Consider the following 18170-nt stretch of genomic DNA (forward strand, 5'->3'; position numbering starts at 1 on the left):
AAGGCAGGGCCGCGCGGATAGCGATCCGGTGCGCGATGCACTCGTGGCGTGCAGGCATTTTCATCAGGCGATCAGGCGATCACGCGGAAAGGAGACTGTATGAGCAACATCCATCTCACCTACATCAACGGCAAGGACATTGCGCGGCTGGAACTGACCGATGCCGAGATCCTGTCTGCGGTAGAGCAGGCGCTGGTGGCGCAGGGCAACGGGCAGACCGTGATCGAGCCACGCGTGCACCTGATGCCGGATCCCGCCTTCAATGGCCACTTCAATGTGCTGCGCGGCTACGTGGCGCCGCTGGGGCTGGCCGGTGTGAAGATCGTGGGTGACTATGTCGACAACTACAAGCTCGGCCTGCCGTCGGAAATGGCGATGCTGAACCTGTTCGACCCGCGTACCGGCATGCCCGTGGCCATGGTCGATGCGACGTTCATCACCGATGCCCGCACCGGTGCGCTCACTGCACTCGGCGCGCGGCACCTCGCTCGCCGCAACAGCAAGGTGCTCGGCCATATCGGCGCGCGTGGGACGTCGTACTGGAACGTCCGGCTGCTCGACAGCCTGTTCGACTTCGACGAGATCCGCGTGCACTCGCGCCGCCCCGAAAGCCGGAACGCCTTCGCGGCGCGGCTGGAACGCGATCTTGGCAAGAAGATCGTCGTGACCGAGGACTGGGAATCGTGCGTGCGCGATGCCGATATCGTGGTGGAAGCGTCGCGCCTGGAGCGCCCCACGCCGATGCTCAAGACCGAATGGATCAAGCGCGGCGCCTTTGTGGTGCCGTACGGCACCATGAGCGCGGTGGAGTTGTCGCTGACCGACATCATGACCAGGCTGGTGGTGGACGACTGGGGCCAGTGCAAGGGTGGCATGTTCGGATCGCTGCGGCCCCACGTCGAGGCAGGCAAGCTGTCCGAGCAGACCCTGTATGCGGAACTCGGCGAGATCGCCGCCGGCCGCAAGCCGGGCCGGCAAAGCGATGACGAAACCAACCTGTTCTGGCACCGCGGCCTGTCACTCAGCGACATCGCACTGGGCCACGCCATCCTGCAGAAGGCCCGGGAGCGGGGGCTGGGCCAGCGCCTGGTGTACGCATGATTGCGAGCGCACGCATGTATGCCGTGGCCGCGCCCGCGGCGCGCGCCTGGCAGGCACTGTTCGCGCGCGTGGCCGAATGCGCCGGGGTGGACCTGGCCTATGTCGAGCACGCTGCCCCGGCACCGGTCAGCGCGCTGTGGGCGCGGCCGGACTGCGGCTGCGTGTTTATGTGCGGCTATCCCTATGCGTGTGCGCCGGCAGGGCGCGAACTGCTCGCTGCGCCGGTGCCGGCCGCGCCGCGCTACCAGGGTCGGCCGGTGTATTTCAGCGAGTTCGTCGTGCATGCAGACTCCCCCGCGCAGACGCTGGCGCAGACGTTCGGCGGCCGCCTCGCGTGCATGCTCCCGGAATCGAACTCGGGCTACAACGCGCCACGCCACTTCCTGATGCGGCAAGCGCCGGCCGGGGCGCGCACGCTGTACAGGCCGACTGCTCAGCCCACGCCGACGCCGCTCGCCACCATCGACGCGGTGATCGCCGGCGAAGCCGAGGCCGGCGTGGTCGACAGCTATGTACTCGACCTGCTGCGCAGCCACGCGCCCGAGCGCGTCGCGCAGTTGCGGACCCTGGCCCAGACGCCGGCCGCGCCGATTCCTCCGCTGGTGGCATCCGCGCAGATCGGCGCCGAGGCGTGCGCGCGCATACGTGAGGCATTGCTGGCCATGGACCACGACCCACTGGGCGCAGACCTGATGGCGCAGTTGGGGCTGGCGTGCTTCGCCGCGGTACAGCCGCAGGACTATGCCGGCCTGGCCGCGCTGGCCCGGGAGTCGGACGAGGCGGGCTTTGCCCTGACCGCAGACGGGGAACTCGTATGAGGCACGATGCGGGCACACTGCCGCTGCCCGTCGTTCGCAGCAAGCCTGACCATTGTTACGTACTTACGCAAGGGGAACCGCAATGAAGCTAGTCAGCAAGACCATCATCGACCGCATTGCCAAACGCTGGCTGTTGGCCTGCGCCTCGGCCTGCATGCCCTGGCTTGCGTTTGCGCCGGCACTGGCGCAGGGCGCGGCGCAAAGCTATCCGGCGAAGCCGGTGCGCATGGTGGTGCCGTTCGCCGCCGGCGGACCGGCCGACGTGCTCGGCCGCGTTGTCGGCGAGGGTATTTCCAAGGCCACCGGCCAGAGCGTGCTGGTCGACAACAAGGCCGGTGCCGCCGGCACCATCGGCGTGGACATGGTGGCCAAGGCTGCGCCGGACGGCTATACGCTCGCGATCGTGCCGGTCGGCAATATTGCCGTGAATCCGGCCCTGATGCCGAACCTGCCGTACAAGCCGGCCGACCTTGCACCGGTCGCCATGCTGGCCACGGCGGAGAACGTGCTGGTGGTCAGCGCGTCGACACCGGTGAAATCGCTGTCGGACCTGCTCAAGCTGGCCGCGCAGAAGCCTGGCCAGCTCACCTTCGCGTCGCCGGGCGCCGGCAGCCAGGCACATCTGGCGGGCGAACTGCTGCAGCAGGACGCCAACGTCAAGCTGATTCACGTCCCCTACAAGGGAGTGAGCCCGGCCATGACCGACCTGGTGGGCGGGCAGGTGACGATGATGTTTGCGCAGCTTTCTTCGGCGCTGCCGTATATCAAGGCCGGCAAGCTGGTGCCGCTGGGCGTGGCCAGTGCGCGGCGCTCCGCGGTGCTGCCCGATGTGCCGACCATTGCCGAGCAGGGGCTGCCGAAGTTCGAGGCGGTGTCCTGGTATGCGTTGATGGCACCGGCCGGCACGCCGCAGGACGTGCTGCGCAAGCTCAGCAAGGAGACTGGCACGGTGCTGGCAGACCCGGTGCTCAAGGAAAAGCTGGCCACGCTGGGCATGGAGACAGCCGGCGGCACGCCGGAGCAGCTTGCCGCGACCATCCAGAAGGAAAGCGCCCGCTGGGCAGGGCTGATCCGCCAGCGGCACATCACCATCGACTGAACGCGTGTGCGGCGCTGCGGCTGACGACCACCACGCGGGGCGCCGGCATGTCAGGCAACCTCGCGCTCTGCCGTCTGCGGCACCGCCAACGGCGCATGGGCACGCGCGTGCTGGACCGCCGGATAGCCTGCCGAGAAGACCAGCCGGCCTGCACACCACGTATGCGTCACCAATGGCTGGCCGGCGACGCCGGCCACGGCGATCACGTCGGCGCGGGCACCCGGCACCAGGCGGCCTCGGTCGCCCAGCATGCAGGCATCGGCCGGATTGGCCGTGACCAGCGCGAGCGCCTCGTTCAGCGGCAACCCGGCCTGCTGCGCGGCGGCGAAAGCGGCGGCGATCAGCGTCGACGGCTGGTAGTCCGAGCACAGGATATGGCCGACGCCTGCATGGATGGCGTCGATCGCGCGCATCGAACCGCTCTGGCTCTTGCCGCGCAGCACATTGGGCGCACCGAGGATGGTCGGTAGCGCGTGGCCGGCCGCGGCCTGCGCGGTCGCCACATTGATCGGAAACTCGCTCATGCGCACGCCGAGCGCATGCATGGCGGCAATGCGCTGCGGCGAATCGTCGTCGTGGCTCGCCGTCGGGATCTGCAGGCGGTGGGCCTGTGCCAGCAGGCGATGTACGCGCTCATGCGCACCTTCGAGCTGCGCGGTCTTCTTTTCCGCTGCGTCGACCGCCTCTTCGCGGCTCATGCCATGGTTGCCCATCATGTACGACAGGTAGGCATCGAGCGTCTTGAACTGGCCCTGTCCGGGCGAGTGGTCCATGACCGAAAGCAGGTCGACCACGCCTTCGGCCATCAGCGCTTCGAGCACCGGCACGGCGGAAGCATCGGTCACCTCATAGCGGCAGTGGATGTGGTTGTCGACGAGGCTGTGGCTGCGGTACGCGGCCACGGTACGCACCAGCGTGGATGCGGTCTCGTTGTTGCGCACGCCGAACTGGTTGCTTGCGAACGACAGCGCGTGGTAAGGCGTGGTGATGCCGGCCGCGGCGTTGCGGCGGTCCACCTGCGCCACGGCGAAATCGAGCGGAAACATCACGCCCGCGCGCGGCTCGGCTTCCTTTTCGATGGCATCGGAATGTACGTCGATCAGGCCAGGCATCACAGTGTGGCCGCGCAGGTCGAAGACCTGTGCGGAGGCGGGCACGGCATGCGGTGCGGGCTCGATGGCTGCAATGCGGCCTTGCTCGATCAGCAGGGCGCTGTCTGGCAGCACGCGGTCGGGCAGTACCAGGGTGGCGTGCGTCAGGTAGGTGGAAGACATATTCGGTTCCTGTATCGGTAAGCAGGACGTTCAGGCAATGGCCGTGGCTGGCTGCAGCGCCAGCAAGCGCGTGGCGACGGCTTCGCGCACGGCGTCATCGTGGAAGATGCCGATCAGGCAGCGGCCTTCGGCCAGTGCTTCGCCAATCAGCTCCACTACCACGGCGCGGTTGTCCGCATCGAGCGAGGCCGTCGGCTCGTCGAGCAGCAGGATCGGATGTCCGCCGATCAGCCCGCGGGCGATGTTCACGCGCTGCTGTTCGCCACCCGAGAACGTGGCCGGCGGCAGGTCCCACAACCGGCGCGGCAGGTTCAGGCGTTCCAGCAGGGCAGCGGCGCGGGTGCGGGCCTCGTCGCGGCCGGTGCCGCGCTGCTGCAGCGGGTCGGCCACGACATCGAGCGCGGCCACGCGCGGAATCGCGCGCAGGAACTGGCTGACATAGCCGATCATGTCGCGGCGCAGTTTCAGGACGACCTGCTCGGGCGCATGGCTGAGCGTGACCCACGGCGCGTCTAGCGCAGTCGTGTCGCGCAGGCGGATGGTGCCCTCGGTGGCCAGGTAATTGCCATACAGGCAGCGCAGCAGCGTGCTCTTGCCGGTGCCGGACGGGCCCGACAGCACCAGGCACTCGCCTGCGGTTGCGTCGAAGTCGATCGCACGCAGCACGGGCAGGCGGATGCCGCCCTGGTTGTGCAGCGTGAACATCTTGCCGAGGCCGCGGACCTCGATCATGGATTGCTTGGGTTCGGCTTGTGTCATGGTCAGCCTTGCAGGATGGACGAAACCAGCAACTGCGTATACGGATGCTGCGGGTCGTCGAGGATCTGGTCGGTCAGGCCTTGCTCCACCACGCGGCCGCCCTGCATGACCAGCGTGCGGTGCGCCAGCAGGCGCGCTACGGCCAGGTCGTGCGTGACGAGAATGGCGGCCAGGTCCAGGTCGGTCACCAGGCGGCGCAGCAGGTCCAGCAGGCGCGCCTGCACCGAGACGTCGAGCGAGGCCGTCGGCTCATCCATGAAGACCAGGCGCGGATGCGTGACGAGGTTGCGCGCGATCTGCAGGCGCTGCTGCATGCCGCCCGAGAACGTGGATGGCACATCGTCCAGGCGCGCCAGGTCGATTTCCATCTTTTCCAGCCAGGCGCCGGCGATCTCGCGCAGGTCGCCGTAGTGGCGCTCGCCCACAGCCATCAGCCGTTCGGCGATATTGGCGCCGGCGCTGACCTGCATGCGCAGGCCGTCACGCGCGTGCTGTCGCACGAAGCCCCAGTCAGTGCGTGCCAGCAGGCGCATGCGCGCGCTGGACAGCGTGGCCAGGTCGGTCAGGCCGCTTTCGCGCATGTCGTAGCTGACGCTGCCGCGCTGCGGCGGCGCCTGCATCGACAGGGCCTGCAGCAGCGTGCTCTTGCCCGAGCCCGATTCGCCGACCACGCACAGTACTTCGCCGGGATAGAGGTCGAAGCTGACGTCATGGCAGCCGTGCACGCCGTCCCAGGTGCGCGTGAGGTTGCGGACGGAAAGCAGTGGCGTGGCGCTCATTGTGCGGCTCCTTCAGCCTGCTGCGCGGCGACGCGGTCGCCGCAGTACTCCGTGTCCGAGCACACGAACATGCGCGTACCGGCATCGTCGGTAATGATCTCGTCGAGGAAGCTGTCGGTCGCGCCGCACTGGGCGCAACAACTGCTCCATTTCTCCACGGTGAACGGGTGGTCGACGAAGTCGAGGCTCTTCACTGAGGTGTACGGCGGCACTGCGTAAACCCGCTTCTCGCGCCCGGCACCGAACAGCATCAGCGCGGGGCTGCGGTCGAGCTTTGGGTTGTCGAACTTCGGGATCGGCGATGGCCGCATCATGTAGCGCTGGTTGACGATCACCGGATAGTCGTAGGTGGTGGCGATATGGCCATGATGCGCAATGTCTTCATACAGCTTGACGTGCATGGAGCCATATTCGGCCAGCGCATGCATGGTGCGCGTCTCGCGCTCGCTCGGCTCCAGCCAGCGCAGCGGTTCGGGAATCGGCACCTGGAACACCATGACCTGCCCGGCACGCAGCGGCGACTCGGGAATGCGGTGGCGGGTCTGGATGATGGTGGCGTCCGCGGTGCGTTCGGTCGTCTTCACGCCTGTCACGCGGCCGAAGAAGCGGCGGATATTGATGGCGTTGGTGGTGTCGTCCGAACCCTGGTCGATCACCTTGAGCACGTCCTGCGTGCCGATGATGGCCGCCGTGACCTGGATGCCGCCGGTGCCCCAGCCATAGGGCAGCGGCATTTCGCGGCTGCCGAATGGCACCTGGTAGCCGGGAATCGCCACGGCCTTCAGCAGTGCGCGGCGCAGCATGCGCTTGGTCGACTCATCGAGGTAGCCGAAGTTGTAGTGGTCGTCGCGGGCCACGGTGGCCGGTGTGGCGGTAGCGTTGGTCTGACTCATGCCAGCGTCTCCTCCTGGGGCTGGATATCGGGCGTGGCAGCCGCGGGCGCGGCTTCGGGCCGGGCCGTTTCCTGTTCCGCACGCAGGCGGCGCAGCAGTTCCAGGTTGGCCTGGAAGTCCACGTAATGGGGCAGCTTCAGGTGCTGCACGAAGCCGGAGGCCTCGACGTTATCGCTGTGGTACAGCATGAATTCCACGTCGTTGGCCGGGGCGTCGGCAGCTTCGCCAAGCTCGGCGGCGCGCATGGCACGGTCAGCCAGCGCCATCGACATGGCCTTGCGCTCGCCGTAGCCGAACACCAGGCCATAGCCGCGCGTGAAGCGCGGTGCCTCGCTGGCGTTGCCCGTGAACTGGCTGACCATCTGGCATTCGGTCAGCTCGACCTCGCCAATGGTCACCGCAAAACCCAGTTCTTCGACGAACAGCTCGACTTCGGCCGTGCCGTAGCGGATCTCGGCCGCGAACGGGTGCGAGTTGCCGTAGCCGCGCTGCGTGGAGTAACCCATCGACAGCAGGAAGCCTTCGTCCGCGCGCGCCAGATTTTGCAGGCGCGCCGTGCGGCCGGCAGGCAGCGTCAGCGGTTCGCGGGTCAGGTCGGGCGGGGCGGGATCGCCCACGGGAATGGCATCGGCCTCGACCAGTTCGTCCGCTTCAAGCAGCGCGGTGACGCGCGGCATGTCGGACGCCAGCGGTTCGGGCGACGGCGCCAGCGGCGCCGGATCGCGTTCGGCTTCGAGCGAGAAGTCCAGCAGGCGCTGCGTGTAATCGTAGGTCGGGCCGAGCACCTGTCCGCCCGGGACATCCTTGAAGGTCGACGAAATCCGGCGCTCCAGGCGCATCTTGCCGGTGTCGACTGGCTGGGTGTAGCCAAAGCGCGGCAGCGTGGTGCGGTAGGTGCGCAGCAGGAAGATGGCTTCGATCTGGTCGCCAGCGGCCTGCTTGAGCGCCAGTGCGGCCAGGTGCGGGTCGTACAGGGAGCCCTCGGCCATCACGCGCGAAACGGCCAGCGGCATCTGCTCGCGGATCTGCGCCAGCGTGAGCTCGGGTACCGCGGTGTCGCCGCGGCGGTAGGCATCGAGCATCTGGTAGGAGTTGAGGATGGCACGCTCGCCTCCTTTGACGGCTACATACATGTCAGTCCTCCAGTTGCGTGGTGCGCGCAAGTGCGCAGAATTGGTCGCCGCTTGTCAGCAGCAGGTCCACGCCGAGGGGGAACGCAGCATGATTGGCGCGCCAGCTCGCGCGGAAGCCGCCGGGCAGGCCGGTCACACGCAGTGCCTGGGTGGTCTCGATGCCGGAACCGTGCAGCGTCAGCGTTTCGCCGTCGGCGAGCGATGCGACTTCCACGATGAGCGTCGCGGACCGGTCCGGATAGGCCGGCTCGCCCTGCGCGCAAGCGGCCAGCGGCGGTTGCGCGTGACCGGCGGGAACGCAGACAAAGGTGGCGGCGCCGACCTCGTCCACCAGCGGGCAGCCGCAGTGGAAGCGTAGGAAGGCACGCACGGCGGCAGGCACGCCTGCCGGCAGCCAGACCGGGGTATCGGCGTCGGCCAGCGTCAGCAGCAGCGCGGCCTGGGCTGGCGAAAGGCCCTCCGGCACGCCGCTGGTGGCGGGCAACGGCTGCACGGTGCCAGGCCGGGCCATGGCATCGAGCGTGGCGCGGAACACCTGCTGGGCGTCTTCGACCGGATTGCCGAAGCCGGGCAGCAATGATGCGCTCGCGGCGGCAGTGGTGGGTTGGAGCGGTTGCATGTCAGTCTTCTCCGCGAACCATGGTGAAAAACTCCACGCGCGTCTGTGCGGCAACGCCCGCCCGGCTGGCTGCGCGTTCGGCCTGGGCCTGCGCAAGCGGCGCGAGCACCGTTTCCCGCACGCGCTGGTGCCAGTCGGCGCGCTGGAGCAGGGCGTCCAGCACGGCGGCCTGCTCGGCGTGGCGCGTGCCGCGGCCCTGCACGTATGCGACCCCCGCGGTGCCGCCATCTGTCCCGCCTTCGAGCACGATGGCGCAGCGCGTCACCGAGACCTCGCCGAGGTTGAACTGCGCGCCGGTGCCACCGGCACGGGCGCGCACCATTGCCATGCCGGCTTCGGGCTTGCGCAGCAGGCGGTAGGCGGGCAGGGCGCCTTGCCCCGAAAGTTGCGCGTAGGCCGCATCCAGCGCGGCCGGCTGCGCCAGCGCCAGGATGCGCAGCCACGCGGCGCGGGCCGTGTTGGCATCCGTCGTGGTATCGTCTTGCATTGTTACCCCTATACGTCTATACGTTTAGATGTTAGCAGTCTCAGCACGGCGATACTAGAACACACTGCCATGAAGTTTTTATGACGAATCAGGCCAATGCTCGGGCTCGAACGCCATACGCCGGCGCTGAGGCACAATCACGGGTACGGACCGGATGAACACTGGCGAGCCGCAGCATGCCTCCAGTGAAATCCGCGCCGGTGAATGCTTGATGACAAAAGGCAAGGCAAGACAATGTCTGATCGAGAAGTCGAACGGGGTTCCGGCGTCGCGGTATGGCGCCAGATTGGCGAGGCGCTGGCGGAGGACATCCGCAACAAGCTGTATGGCCCTGGTGAACAACTGCCGCCGGAACCGGAGCTGGCCAGCCGCTTTGCGGTCAACCGCCACACCATCCGCCGCGCCATGGGCGAGCTGGAGCTGAACGGCCTGGTGCGGATCGAGCAGGGCCGCGGCACTTTCGTGCAGGAACACGCGATCGACTACGCGATCGGGCGCCGCACGCGCTTTTCGCAGAACCTGGCCGCGCAGGGCATGCGCGGCCACATCGAGATACTGGACAGCCATGTGGTGCGGGCACCGGAAGTGGCGAAGCACCTCGGCTTGCCGCGCACGGCGGACATCCTGCACGTGCAGATGATCGGCAAGGCCGAAGACCGCACCATCGACGTCGCCGAGCACTATTTCGACAGCAAGCGCTTTCCCGGCTTGGCCGAGCAGGTGCGAGAGAAGCTGTCGATCTCGCGCGCGCTGGCGCACTTCGGCATAGCGGACTACACGCGCAAGTGGTCGCGCATCACGGCGTCGATGCCGAGTGCGCCCGTCGCGCGGCTGCTGAACCAGCCAAAGACTCGACCCGTGCTGCAGGTGGAGGCGCTAAACGTCGATATCGACGGCGCGCCGCTCCAGTACAGCATGACCCGTTTTGCGGGAGACTGGGTCCAGCTCACCGTTTCCGACAGTGAATAGCACCTGGAGCACCGTGAAGGACCTCGTGACAAGCCAGGACGATAGCGCCATGATCCATTGGTCTAGACATCTGGTTGTCATGTGCCCGCGCTAACGTGTTACCCATGCAGATGACTAGCCAAGCTACTTCGGCCCCGCTCGCGGGGATCACAGGCCGCCGTGTGCTGGGCACCGGCGGCATCGTCCCGGCCACGCTGGGGTTCCATGACGGCTGCGTGGCGCAGCAGGTGCCGCAGGCAGGGCCTTGCCTCGATGCGGGCGAGCTGCTGGTGTTGCCCGGCATCGTCGACGTCCATGGCGATGCCTTCGAACGCGCCGTGATGCCGAGGCCCGGGGTGAGTTTTCCCTATGCGGGCGCGCTGCTCGACGTTGACCGTCAGCTTCTGGCGCATGGCATCACCACCGAGTTCCACGGCGTGACGCTGTCGTGGGAGGGCGGCCTGCGCGGCGAGGCGTATGCGCTGCGGATGTTCGAAGCGCTAGCCCAGCTCGGGCCGGTGCTTGGCGCGTCGCACAAGGTGCACCTGCGCTTCGAGGCTCACCATCTCGACGGCGTGGAAACGGCGCTCGCATGGATGGCGTCCGGGCGCGTCGGCCTGCTGGCCATCAACGACCATCTCCCGACCATGGCCCGCCGCATCGGCGACGAACGCAAGGTCCTGCAATACGCGGAGCGCGCCGAGTGCGACATGGAGACCTTTCGCAACCGTCTGCGCGCGGCCAGCCGTCGCGCGCAGGAGGTGCCGGCCGCCATGTCCCGGATGATCGCCGCGGCGCGCGGCGCGGGCCTGCCCGTGGCGTCGCATGACGACCCGGACCTGGCCACGCGGCAGCACTACCACCGGCAGGGTTGCCGCATCGCCGAGTTCCCGCTCACGGTAGAAACCGCGCACGCGGCCCGCCAGCTTGGCGATGATGTCGTGTTCGGCGCGCCCAATGTAATGCGCGGTGCCAGCCACACCGGCGCACCCAATGCCACGGAAATGGTGTCGGCCGGCCTGTGTACGGTACTGGCCTCCGACTACTACTATCCGGCTCCGCTCCAGGCGGCGTTCAAGCTCGCGCAGCTTGGCGTCGTGGACCTCCCCGGCGCCTGGAAGCTGGTATCGCGCAACCCGGCGCGGGCCGCTGGCCTGCGCGACCGCGGGGCGCTGGCACCGGGCCTGCGCGCGGACGCAATCGTGGTCGATGACCGGCAGCCCGGTCTGCCGCGCGTCGTCGGCACGATCGTTGGCGGCGAGCTCAGGCACGCTGCCATGTCGCTGCCCGTGATCGATATTTCCGGCGCCGGCCTTGCCGGCAACGACAGCATGGCGGCCTGACATGCAGGTCCATCGCTACGCCATCTACCTGGCCCCCGGCGAGCCGTTCCGCACGTTCGGCAGCCAGTGGCTCGGCCGCGACGCCGACACCGGCGCCGCGCTTCCCCACCCGGACCGGCCGCAGGCATGGGTCGACGCGCCCGCGCACTATGGCCTGCATGCCACCCTGAAGCCGCCTTTCAGGCTGGCCGAGGGCGCCGATGCGCTGATGCTCGACGCCGCGGCCCGCGCATTTGCGAAAGAGCGCGCCGCGTTCGATGCGCCGCTGGTCCTGCGCTCGCTGCGCGGCTTCCTGGCCTGGTGCCTGGACGAGAACACGGCGGGCGCGCGCCAGACGCACGCACTGGCCGACGCATGCGTGCAGGCGTTCGAGTTGTTCCGCGCCCCGGCCAGCGCCGACGAAGTGGCGCGCCGCAAGCCGGACCAGCTCACGGCCGCGCAGCGCCAGATGCTCGAAGCCTGGGGCTACCCCTATGTCTTCGATACCTTCAAGTTCCATATCACGCTGACAGGCATGCTTGCACCCGCGGACGCCGATGCCGCGCTGGGAAGACTGTCCGCCGATTGCCGCACGCTGCTGGAAGCGCCGCTGCGCGTGGATGGCATCAGCGTGTTCGTGCAGCCGAAGGCCGGGGAAGACTTCGTTGTCGGCAGGCACTATGGCTTTGATGGCCGCGCTGTGGATGGTGCCGGCGCCTCATACCTGGAACCATGAACAAGCCCGCGAACATCGACGGCACCGGCCTGTTCTACGTGATGGGACCATCGGGCAGCGGCAAGGATTCGCTGCTGCGCGCACTGCATTCGCGGCTGGGGCCGGACGACCGCGTTGTCGTGGCCCATCGCTACATCACGCGCGACGCGGATGCCAATGAAGCCTCCGTATCCCTATCGGCGGACGAGTTCGAGCGCCGCGCCGGACTCGGCTGCCTGGCCTTGCACTGGCGCAGCCATGGCCTGCACTACGGCATCGGCCTGGAGATCGAGCCATGGCTGGCGCGCGGCCTGAGGGTCATCGTCAACGGTTCGCGCGAGTACCTGCCGCATGCCGTGGCGCGCTATCCGAAGCTTTGCGCGGTGCATGTGCGCGTGAAGCCGGAAGTGCTGGCGGCACGGCTGCGCCAGCGCGGCCGTGAATCCGAAGAGGCCATCGCCCGGCGCCTGGCGCGCGCGACAGAGGACTTCGCCGTACCGGCGCAGTGCCGTCTGGTCGAGATCGACAACAGCGGCGCGCTGGAGGATTCGGCGGAAGCATTCGCGCGCCTGGTTGGCGTCTGACTGGGTGCCCGACCGGCGCCTACAACGCCGTACTGAAGCTGATGCCGTGCTCGGTGAACCCGAGCCCCCGATAGAACGCATGCGCCCGCAGCCTCCGCGCACTGGAGGAAAGGGCCAGCTTGCAGGCGCCAGCCTCGCGCGCCAGCCGCATGGCCTCGCGCATCATGGCTTTGCCGATGCCCGTGCCGCGCGCCGGCGGCGCGACGACAACACCTTCTACGATGGCTTCCGGGCGCCCGTCGTGGACCATGACCGGGAACAGAAGCAGGCTGAACGTGCCCAGCGGCACGTCTTGCGCATCGACCATCAGGTAGCAGCGGTAGAACGGGAAGCGCTGCATCGCCGCGTATCGCTCGCGCATGGTGGCCAGCGGCAGCAACGGCTCGTCGTCCATGGTGGCGAGCAGCGCTGCCAGTTGCCGCAGCTCGGCGTCGCTGCCTTGTACCTCGCGCAGGGTCAGGGCCGGATCACTCATGCGGCAAGACGCACGCAGCGTGCAGCCATGTCCAGATAGTGTGCCAGCGGCGGCGTGGCCAGGTCGATCACTTTGGCCAGGTCATCGTAGCGGCGCAGGCGTATGGCCGCTTCCGCATATGGGGCGGCGGCGAAAGCGCTCGCCTGGGCTGTGTCGTAGGGCCCGCCCTGCAGCGCCAGGCTGTGGACCGAAGCTTCGGACAGCGCGCCGAAGTAGCCGGCATCCACCGCGCACAGGTAGCGCTTGGCCGCCACGTGCAGGCGGATCGGTTCGGTGACGTCCGGGCCGAACAGTTCCGACAGCGCGTCCGCGGCGGCTTCCTGGTGCCGCATGTCGGTGGTGCTGCTTTCGGCCAGCATCAGGTGGCCGACATCATGCAGGAATGCGGCGACGATCAGCGGCTCGGGTTCGCGGGCCTGTTCGGCCAGTTGCGCGCATTGCAGCGCGTGGGCGGTCTGGCTGATGGCCTCGCCGCCGTACCAGGCGGTACCGTGGCTGGCAAACAGCGATTCAATGCGGGGCAAAGTCAGCATGAAATTCTGTATGTAGTATTCGGATGGTCGTGCCGATCAGACCAGCACCTTACGGATCTGCGCCGAGATCACGTCAATGACCGTCACGAACACGATGATGATGATCATCACGGCGCAGGTCTGGCCGTACTGGAAGCTGCGGATAATCTCCCACAGCACGGTGCCGATGCCGCCGGCGCCGACAATGCCCACCACTGAAGCGGAACGCACGTTCGACTCGAACCGGTACAGCGCGAACGACAGCCACAGCGGCAGCACTTGCGGAATGACGCCGTAGACGATCTCTTCCAGCGGACCCGCCCCAGTGGCGCGCACGCCTTCGACCGGGCGCGGATCAATTGCCTCGACCGCCTCGGCAAACAGCTTGGCCAGTACCCCGGTGGTGTGGATCCACAGGGCCAGCACCCCGGCGAAAGGACCCAGCCCGACGGCCACGATGAACAGCATGGCGAAGACCATCTCGTTGATGGCGCGGCACGCATCCATGACGCGGCGTGCCGGCTGGTAGACCCATGCCGGCACGATGTTGGCCGAGCACAGCAGGCCGAGCGGCACAGCCATGAAGACTGCCATGGCCGTACCCCATACGGCAATCTGCACGGTCACGACCATTTCGTCGAGATAGTGCCGCCAGTCGCGGAAATCAGGCGGGAAGAAGTCGGCGGCAAACTGCGCCATGTTGCCGGAATCGCGCAGCAGGTCCAGCGGGCGCATGTCGGCGCCGTTCCAGGACAGGGTAAGCATGGCCAGCACGATTGCCCAGATCAGCATCACGGAAAGCGGGGTGCGCGGCGGCCGGGCCTGGCTTTGCGGGGAGGGCGGCAGGGCGGGCCTGGTGGTGACGGTCATGGGGACAATCCGATGTGGCTTGAAGACAAAACGAAATACGGCGGCTGGCCGCACCAGCGTGCGCCAGCCGCAAGGGGGAGGTGTTACTGGGCGCTGACAGCCTTGTCGAGATCCGCCAGGCGGCGCGACACGTCGGCAAGCTGCTTCTGCTTGTCGGCAGCGGCCAGCGTGGTATCGGTCTCGATGCGGGCCTTCTCCTTGGCCAGTTCGATCTGGCGGATCGGCACAAGCTGCGCGTCGCTGGACGGACGGAAGCCCTGGTACGTCAGCTTGGCCAGTACCTCCTTCTCGCGCGCGGCGTCGGTGCCCTTGCCATAGTTGACGAAGAAGGTCTGGATCTTCTTTTTCAGGTCGGCCGGCAGGTCCTTGCGGTAGACCATCGGGTCTGCCGGGATCAGCGGCGACTTCCACAGCACGCGTACCAGGTCATACGGGTTCTTGCCCGTGTTGATGCGGTAGCGCTCGAAGTTCTCGGTGTTGTTTACGGCCACGTCGACCTGCTTGTTCAGCACGGACAGCAGGTTGGTTTCATGATTGCTGATGCGCACGGCCTTGAACAGCGTCTTCGGCTCGACCTTGTGGGCGGCCCACAGGTAGTAGCCCGGCACGGCCGTGCCCGAGGTGGAGTTCGGGTCGCCGGCACCGTAGCTCAGTTCCTTGCCGCGCTTGATGACGTCTTCCACGCTTTTGATGTCGCTGTCCTTGTTGACGATCAGCAGCGACCAGTAGCCCGGGTTCCCGTCCTTGTCGATCACGGAGGCGAACACTTCGCCGTTGGCGCGGTCCACGGCTTCCATGGCCGACTTGTTGCCGAACCACGCGATCTGGACCTTGTTGAAGCGCATGCCTTCGATGATGCCGGCATAGTCCGAGGCAAAGAACGGCTTGACCGTGACGCCAAGCGTCTTGCTGAGGTCGTCGATCAGCGGCTGCCAGGCCGACTTCAGGTTCGACGACGATTCCGTCGAGATGAAGCCGATGTTCAGCGTCTTGGCGTCCTGCGCAAAGGCGGGCATGGCGACCACGCCCGATGCAACCACGGCGAGAAAAGTTCTGCGAAGCATGGATGACTCCGGTTGGAATTCGTTTTGGAGAAGGAGAACGTCTTGGAGAGAAACACGTGGGGCGGCAGCCGTCAGGCCGCCGCGAGATTCATGGAGGCCAGCGCGGGAACGGGCACGCTGTCCGGCTCGCCTGCCAGCGTGTCGTGCAGCAGTTCTTCCGCCTCGGTCCCGTACAGGTCGCGCAGCATGTCCGGCGTGAGCGACGCGGAAGGGCCGTCGTAGACCACCTTGCCATGGCGCAGCGCGACCACGCGCGGGCAGTAGCGCATCGCCACGTCCACCTGGTGCAGCGACACCACCACGGCCACCTGCCGTGTGCGGTTGATCTGCGCGAGCAGCGACATGACACGGCGCGACGACTCCGGGTCCAGCGACGCGATCGGCTCATCGGCCAGGATCACGCGCGCGTTCTGCACCAGCGTGCGCGCAATGGCGGCGCGCTGCTGCTGGCCACCCGATAGCGTCGAGGCACGCTGGAACGCATAGTCGTCTATACCAACCTGGGCAAGCGCGTCGAGACCTGCCTGGATCTCGTCGGCCTTGAACAGGCGCAACAGGCTGCGCCACTTCGGCAGGCGCGACAGCATGCCGACCAGCACATTGGTCATGACCGGCAAGCGGCCGACCAGGTTGAACTGCTGAAATACGAAACCAATCTCCGAGCGAACGCTGCGTACGTTGCGCGCCAGGCGTCCGTTGTGCTGGACGGTGCGGCCGTTCACGAGGATTTCCCCGCAACGGTCATCGCTGGTGACAAAGCCGGCAATGTGGCGCAACAGCGTTGACTTGCCGGAGCCAGAGGCGCCCAGCAGGGCGACCATTTCGCCGGGCGCGACGTGCAGCGCGACATCGTCAAGCGCTTTGCGGTCTGCGCGGAACGACTTGGTCAGGCCGCGGACTTCGATGGCATGCGTCATCTCGACTCCCTTGCTTGAATGACGAACGCATTCTGGCGGCAGCCCATGACAGAACGATGACGATTGCCGCGTCTGCGGTGAGCAGAAAAAGAGAGGACGTGCAGTTGAATTTCGTCACACAATAGTCATAATCGCTTTCCAGAATCTTCCTCAATCGGGCTTCTATGCAATCGCTGATGCGCGTGACGATTCGTATGATCACCGTACCGGGGACTCCCGGTCGGGCAGCTCTTCACAGAGCAGCTGTTTACCCAACGTCGGAAGACGGTGCGGCCCCGCTGATGGTGAGCGACTGGAGCCAGCGTGAGCCTGAAGTCTTCCTCGCTGCGCAAACCTGGGCGCGAAGCCGCGCTTTCATCATTTCCAATCCACGCAGCGGCTCTTTCTACGGTGGCCGATACGGTCGGTACTAGTCCACTGCGTCAGTCGAAAAGCGGTGCCGTCACGGCATGGTGCTATTCAGGCTGTTTGCCGTTGCCATGCCATCATTGCCGCCATGCGCGCATTCCTCCCCGACTTGAAGACCGTCTCCCGACGCCCGTGGCTGCGCCGCGGCATGGCGGGGGCTGCATTGGTTGCCCTTTCGACGCTGGCCCTGACCGCGCAGTGCCATCAGGAAGACCTGTGGCTGCCTGGCATCACGCGGGACAGCCTGTGGCAGCACGTGCAGGAACGCTGCCTGGTCACGGAACAGGCGCGGCATGCCGATTGCGCCGTCGTTGACCGCGAACGCGGCCTGGTGCTGTACAAGGATGCCATCGGCGCGAGCCATTACCTCGTGATTCCTGACCACAAGGTGACCGGCGTGGACGATCCGGCGCTGTGGGAAGGCGAAACCCGGAACCAGTGGGCGTTCGGCTGGGAAGTACGCGGCATCGTCGGCAAGGCGATCGGCAAGCACGTGCCGGACGATCTGGTTGGCCTGGCGGTGAACTCCCGGGCATCCCGCAGCCAGGACCAGCTTCACATCCACCTCGATTGCATCAGCGAGGCCGCGCGCGCATTCATTGCGGACATCGCGGGCAAGGCAAGCGAAGGCTGGGCCAACTTCCGCTTCCAGGGCAAGCCTGTGCGGGCGGTGCTGATCCCGTCATCCGACAGCACCATGCGCTTCAATGCCTTCAACGCCGTCCGGAAAAGCCTTGCCGAACCGGAACGCCTGGCGGACCGCGGTGTGTTCGTCACCTACGTGATGCGGCAGGACGGGCCGTCCGGCTTCATGGTCGTCGACCAGCCCGTTGATGCGGCGTCGGGCAGCACCGGCCATGCGAGCGATTTCCTGGACCGCGCCTGCCGGCTCGGCCGTGCGCTGCAGTGATGCAGCAGGCTTGTGCCCGCGCGGTACGTGACGCACAAGCCAAAATCGGCTGGGGTCTGGTCAAACGATGCCGAGAAAATGGCCGCGCCGCCGACGTCTTTGTCCTACGCTGATGACATCCGACCCGAGAGCGCGGGGTGCTCATGGCGACTCCATCACAATTCATCCAGTGCTATGCCAATGCGCCTGAGTCCGCCCCGGATGTCTGGGACTGGAATTGCCCGATCTGCATCGCCCGCTTCTGCACCGGTGCGAAGCATGCCGTGCAACGTGGCGTCAGCTTCGCCTTGTACTGCCACCACGACGAACGGCTCCTGATTGCCCGCCCGATCCTTGGCGACCAGTTCGAACTGAGCCTGGCCGGGCCGCTGCCAGAGAGCGCAGCCATCGAAGCAGTGGCGGCGGCCAATGCCGACGGGCAACGCCTCGTGTATCAGCAAGACCTCACACATTGAAGCCCGGGTAGTGGTCCGGGCATGGCTC

General features: G+C 66.9%; 21 protein-coding genes. 9 read left to right on the forward strand and 12 right to left on the reverse strand.

From position 1 onward, the window contains the following. Positions 1–99: 99 nt before the first annotated feature. The 3 genes from LDO29_RS24290 (at position 100) to LDO29_RS24300 (ending at position 3018) form a co-directional block, all read left to right on the forward strand. Positions 100–1101 carry an ornithine cyclodeaminase family protein gene (locus LDO29_RS24290; RefSeq protein WP_224082298.1) on the forward strand — a complete coding sequence of 334 codons (1002 nt, stop codon included), beginning with the start codon at positions 100–102 and terminating at the stop codon, positions 1099–1101. Next, positions 1098–1919 carry a phosphate/phosphite/phosphonate ABC transporter substrate-binding protein gene (locus tag LDO29_RS24295; RefSeq protein WP_224082299.1) on the forward strand — a complete coding sequence of 274 codons (822 nt, stop codon included), beginning with the start codon at positions 1098–1100 and terminating at the stop codon, positions 1917–1919. Before LDO29_RS24290 ends, LDO29_RS24295 begins: the two co-directional genes overlap by 4 nt. A gap of 82 nt (positions 1920–2001) precedes the next feature. After that, positions 2002–3018 (forward strand): Bug family tripartite tricarboxylate transporter substrate binding protein, encoded by a 1017-nt coding sequence (locus LDO29_RS24300; protein WP_224082300.1) that lies wholly within the window; start codon positions 2002–2004, stop codon positions 3016–3018. Positions 3019–3068: 50 nt separating this feature from the next. Here the strand turns inward: LDO29_RS24300 and LDO29_RS24305 are convergent, their stop codons facing one another. Genes LDO29_RS24305 through phnG form a run of 7 tightly spaced genes read right to left on the reverse strand, consistent with a single transcriptional unit; the run spans position 3069 to position 8962 of the window. Beyond that, positions 3069–4292 carry an alpha-D-ribose 1-methylphosphonate 5-triphosphate diphosphatase gene (locus LDO29_RS24305; RefSeq protein ID WP_224082301.1) on the reverse strand — a complete coding sequence of 408 codons (1224 nt, stop codon included), beginning with the start codon at positions 4290–4292 and terminating at the stop codon, positions 3069–3071. Positions 4293–4322: 30 nt separating this feature from the next. After that, the gene (phnL, locus tag LDO29_RS24310) at positions 4323–5051 is read right to left on the reverse strand and encodes a phosphonate C-P lyase system protein PhnL (protein WP_224082302.1); all 729 of its coding nucleotides are present in this window, start codon (positions 5049–5051) and stop codon (positions 4323–4325) included. Between the two features lie 2 nt (positions 5052–5053). Then, entirely contained in the window at positions 5054–5830 is a 777-nt protein-coding gene (gene phnK / locus LDO29_RS24315) for a phosphonate C-P lyase system protein PhnK (protein WP_224082303.1), read from the reverse strand. Next, the gene (locus LDO29_RS24320) at positions 5827–6723 is read right to left on the reverse strand and encodes an alpha-D-ribose 1-methylphosphonate 5-phosphate C-P-lyase PhnJ (protein WP_224082304.1); all 897 of its coding nucleotides are present in this window, start codon (positions 6721–6723) and stop codon (positions 5827–5829) included. The genes phnK and LDO29_RS24320 overlap by 4 nt, the downstream gene beginning before the upstream one ends. Then, positions 6720–7856 carry a carbon-phosphorus lyase complex subunit PhnI gene (locus tag LDO29_RS24325; protein WP_224082305.1) on the reverse strand — a complete coding sequence of 379 codons (1137 nt, stop codon included), beginning with the start codon at positions 7854–7856 and terminating at the stop codon, positions 6720–6722. Before LDO29_RS24325 ends, LDO29_RS24320 begins: the two co-directional genes overlap by 4 nt. 1 nt (position 7857) lies before the next feature. Further along, the gene (phnH, locus tag LDO29_RS24330; protein ID WP_224082306.1) at positions 7858–8475 is read right to left on the reverse strand and encodes a phosphonate C-P lyase system protein PhnH; all 618 of its coding nucleotides are present in this window, start codon (positions 8473–8475) and stop codon (positions 7858–7860) included. A 1-nt stretch (position 8476) separates the two neighbouring features. Next, positions 8477–8962 (reverse strand): phosphonate C-P lyase system protein PhnG, encoded by a 486-nt coding sequence (phnG, locus tag LDO29_RS24335; RefSeq protein WP_224082307.1) that lies wholly within the window; start codon positions 8960–8962, stop codon positions 8477–8479. 234 nt (positions 8963–9196) lie between these two features. Here phnG and phnF point away from each other — a divergent pair, with 234 nt between their 5' ends. The 4 genes from phnF (at position 9197) to phnN (ending at position 12531) form a co-directional block, all read left to right on the forward strand. Then, positions 9197–9931 (forward strand): phosphonate metabolism transcriptional regulator PhnF, encoded by a 735-nt coding sequence (gene phnF / locus LDO29_RS24340; protein WP_224082308.1) that lies wholly within the window; start codon positions 9197–9199, stop codon positions 9929–9931. Between the two features lie 104 nt (positions 9932–10035). Next, a complete protein-coding gene (locus LDO29_RS24345; RefSeq protein WP_224082309.1) occupies positions 10036–11253 on the forward strand; it encodes an alpha-D-ribose 1-methylphosphonate 5-triphosphate diphosphatase in 1218 nt (405 codons plus the stop codon). A gap of 1 nt (position 11254) precedes the next feature. Next, positions 11255–11968 carry a DUF1045 domain-containing protein gene (locus tag LDO29_RS24350; RefSeq protein WP_224082310.1) on the forward strand — a complete coding sequence of 238 codons (714 nt, stop codon included), beginning with the start codon at positions 11255–11257 and terminating at the stop codon, positions 11966–11968. After that, positions 11965–12531 (forward strand): phosphonate metabolism protein/1,5-bisphosphokinase (PRPP-forming) PhnN, encoded by a 567-nt coding sequence (phnN, locus tag LDO29_RS24355; RefSeq protein ID WP_224082311.1) that lies wholly within the window; start codon positions 11965–11967, stop codon positions 12529–12531. The genes LDO29_RS24350 and phnN overlap by 4 nt, the downstream gene beginning before the upstream one ends. 19 nt (positions 12532–12550) lie before the next feature. Here phnN and LDO29_RS24360 read toward each other — a convergent pair whose 3' ends face one another. The 5 genes from LDO29_RS24360 to phnC all read right to left on the reverse strand — a co-directional run bounded on the left by LDO29_RS24360 (position 12551) and on the right by phnC (position 16369). After that, a complete protein-coding gene (locus LDO29_RS24360) occupies positions 12551–13006 on the reverse strand; it encodes a GNAT family N-acetyltransferase (protein ID WP_224082312.1) in 456 nt (151 codons plus the stop codon). Next, complete coding sequence (locus LDO29_RS24365; RefSeq protein ID WP_224082313.1) at positions 13003–13539, reverse strand: phosphonate degradation HD-domain oxygenase; 537 nt, start codon at positions 13537–13539, stop codon at positions 13003–13005. Before LDO29_RS24365 ends, LDO29_RS24360 begins: the two co-directional genes overlap by 4 nt. Positions 13540–13575: 36 nt before the next feature. Next, a complete protein-coding gene (gene phnE, locus LDO29_RS24370) occupies positions 13576–14388 on the reverse strand; it encodes a phosphonate ABC transporter, permease protein PhnE (protein WP_224082314.1) in 813 nt (270 codons plus the stop codon). A gap of 83 nt (positions 14389–14471) precedes the next feature. Beyond that, positions 14472–15452 (reverse strand): phosphonate ABC transporter substrate-binding protein, encoded by a 981-nt coding sequence (gene phnD, locus LDO29_RS24375; protein WP_224082315.1) that lies wholly within the window; start codon positions 15450–15452, stop codon positions 14472–14474. A 71-nt stretch (positions 15453–15523) separates the two neighbouring features. Next, a complete protein-coding gene (phnC, locus tag LDO29_RS24380; protein WP_224082316.1) occupies positions 15524–16369 on the reverse strand; it encodes a phosphonate ABC transporter ATP-binding protein in 846 nt (281 codons plus the stop codon). 496 nt (positions 16370–16865) lie between these two features. Between phnC and LDO29_RS24385 the strand changes: the two genes are divergently transcribed. Both LDO29_RS24385 and LDO29_RS24390 read left to right on the forward strand, forming a co-directional pair. Next, the gene (locus LDO29_RS24385) at positions 16866–17687 is read left to right on the forward strand and encodes a CDP-diacylglycerol diphosphatase (RefSeq protein ID WP_224082317.1); all 822 of its coding nucleotides are present in this window, start codon (positions 16866–16868) and stop codon (positions 17685–17687) included. Between the two features lie 143 nt (positions 17688–17830). Next, positions 17831–18142, forward strand: a complete 312-nt coding sequence (locus LDO29_RS24390; RefSeq protein ID WP_224082318.1) for a hypothetical protein — start codon at positions 17831–17833, stop codon at positions 18140–18142. Positions 18143–18170: the final 28 nt, after the last annotated feature.

The organism is Cupriavidus laharis (assembly GCF_914271435.1).
In the GTDB taxonomy this organism is placed as follows: Bacteria; Pseudomonadota; Gammaproteobacteria; order Burkholderiales; family Burkholderiaceae; genus Cupriavidus; species Cupriavidus laharis.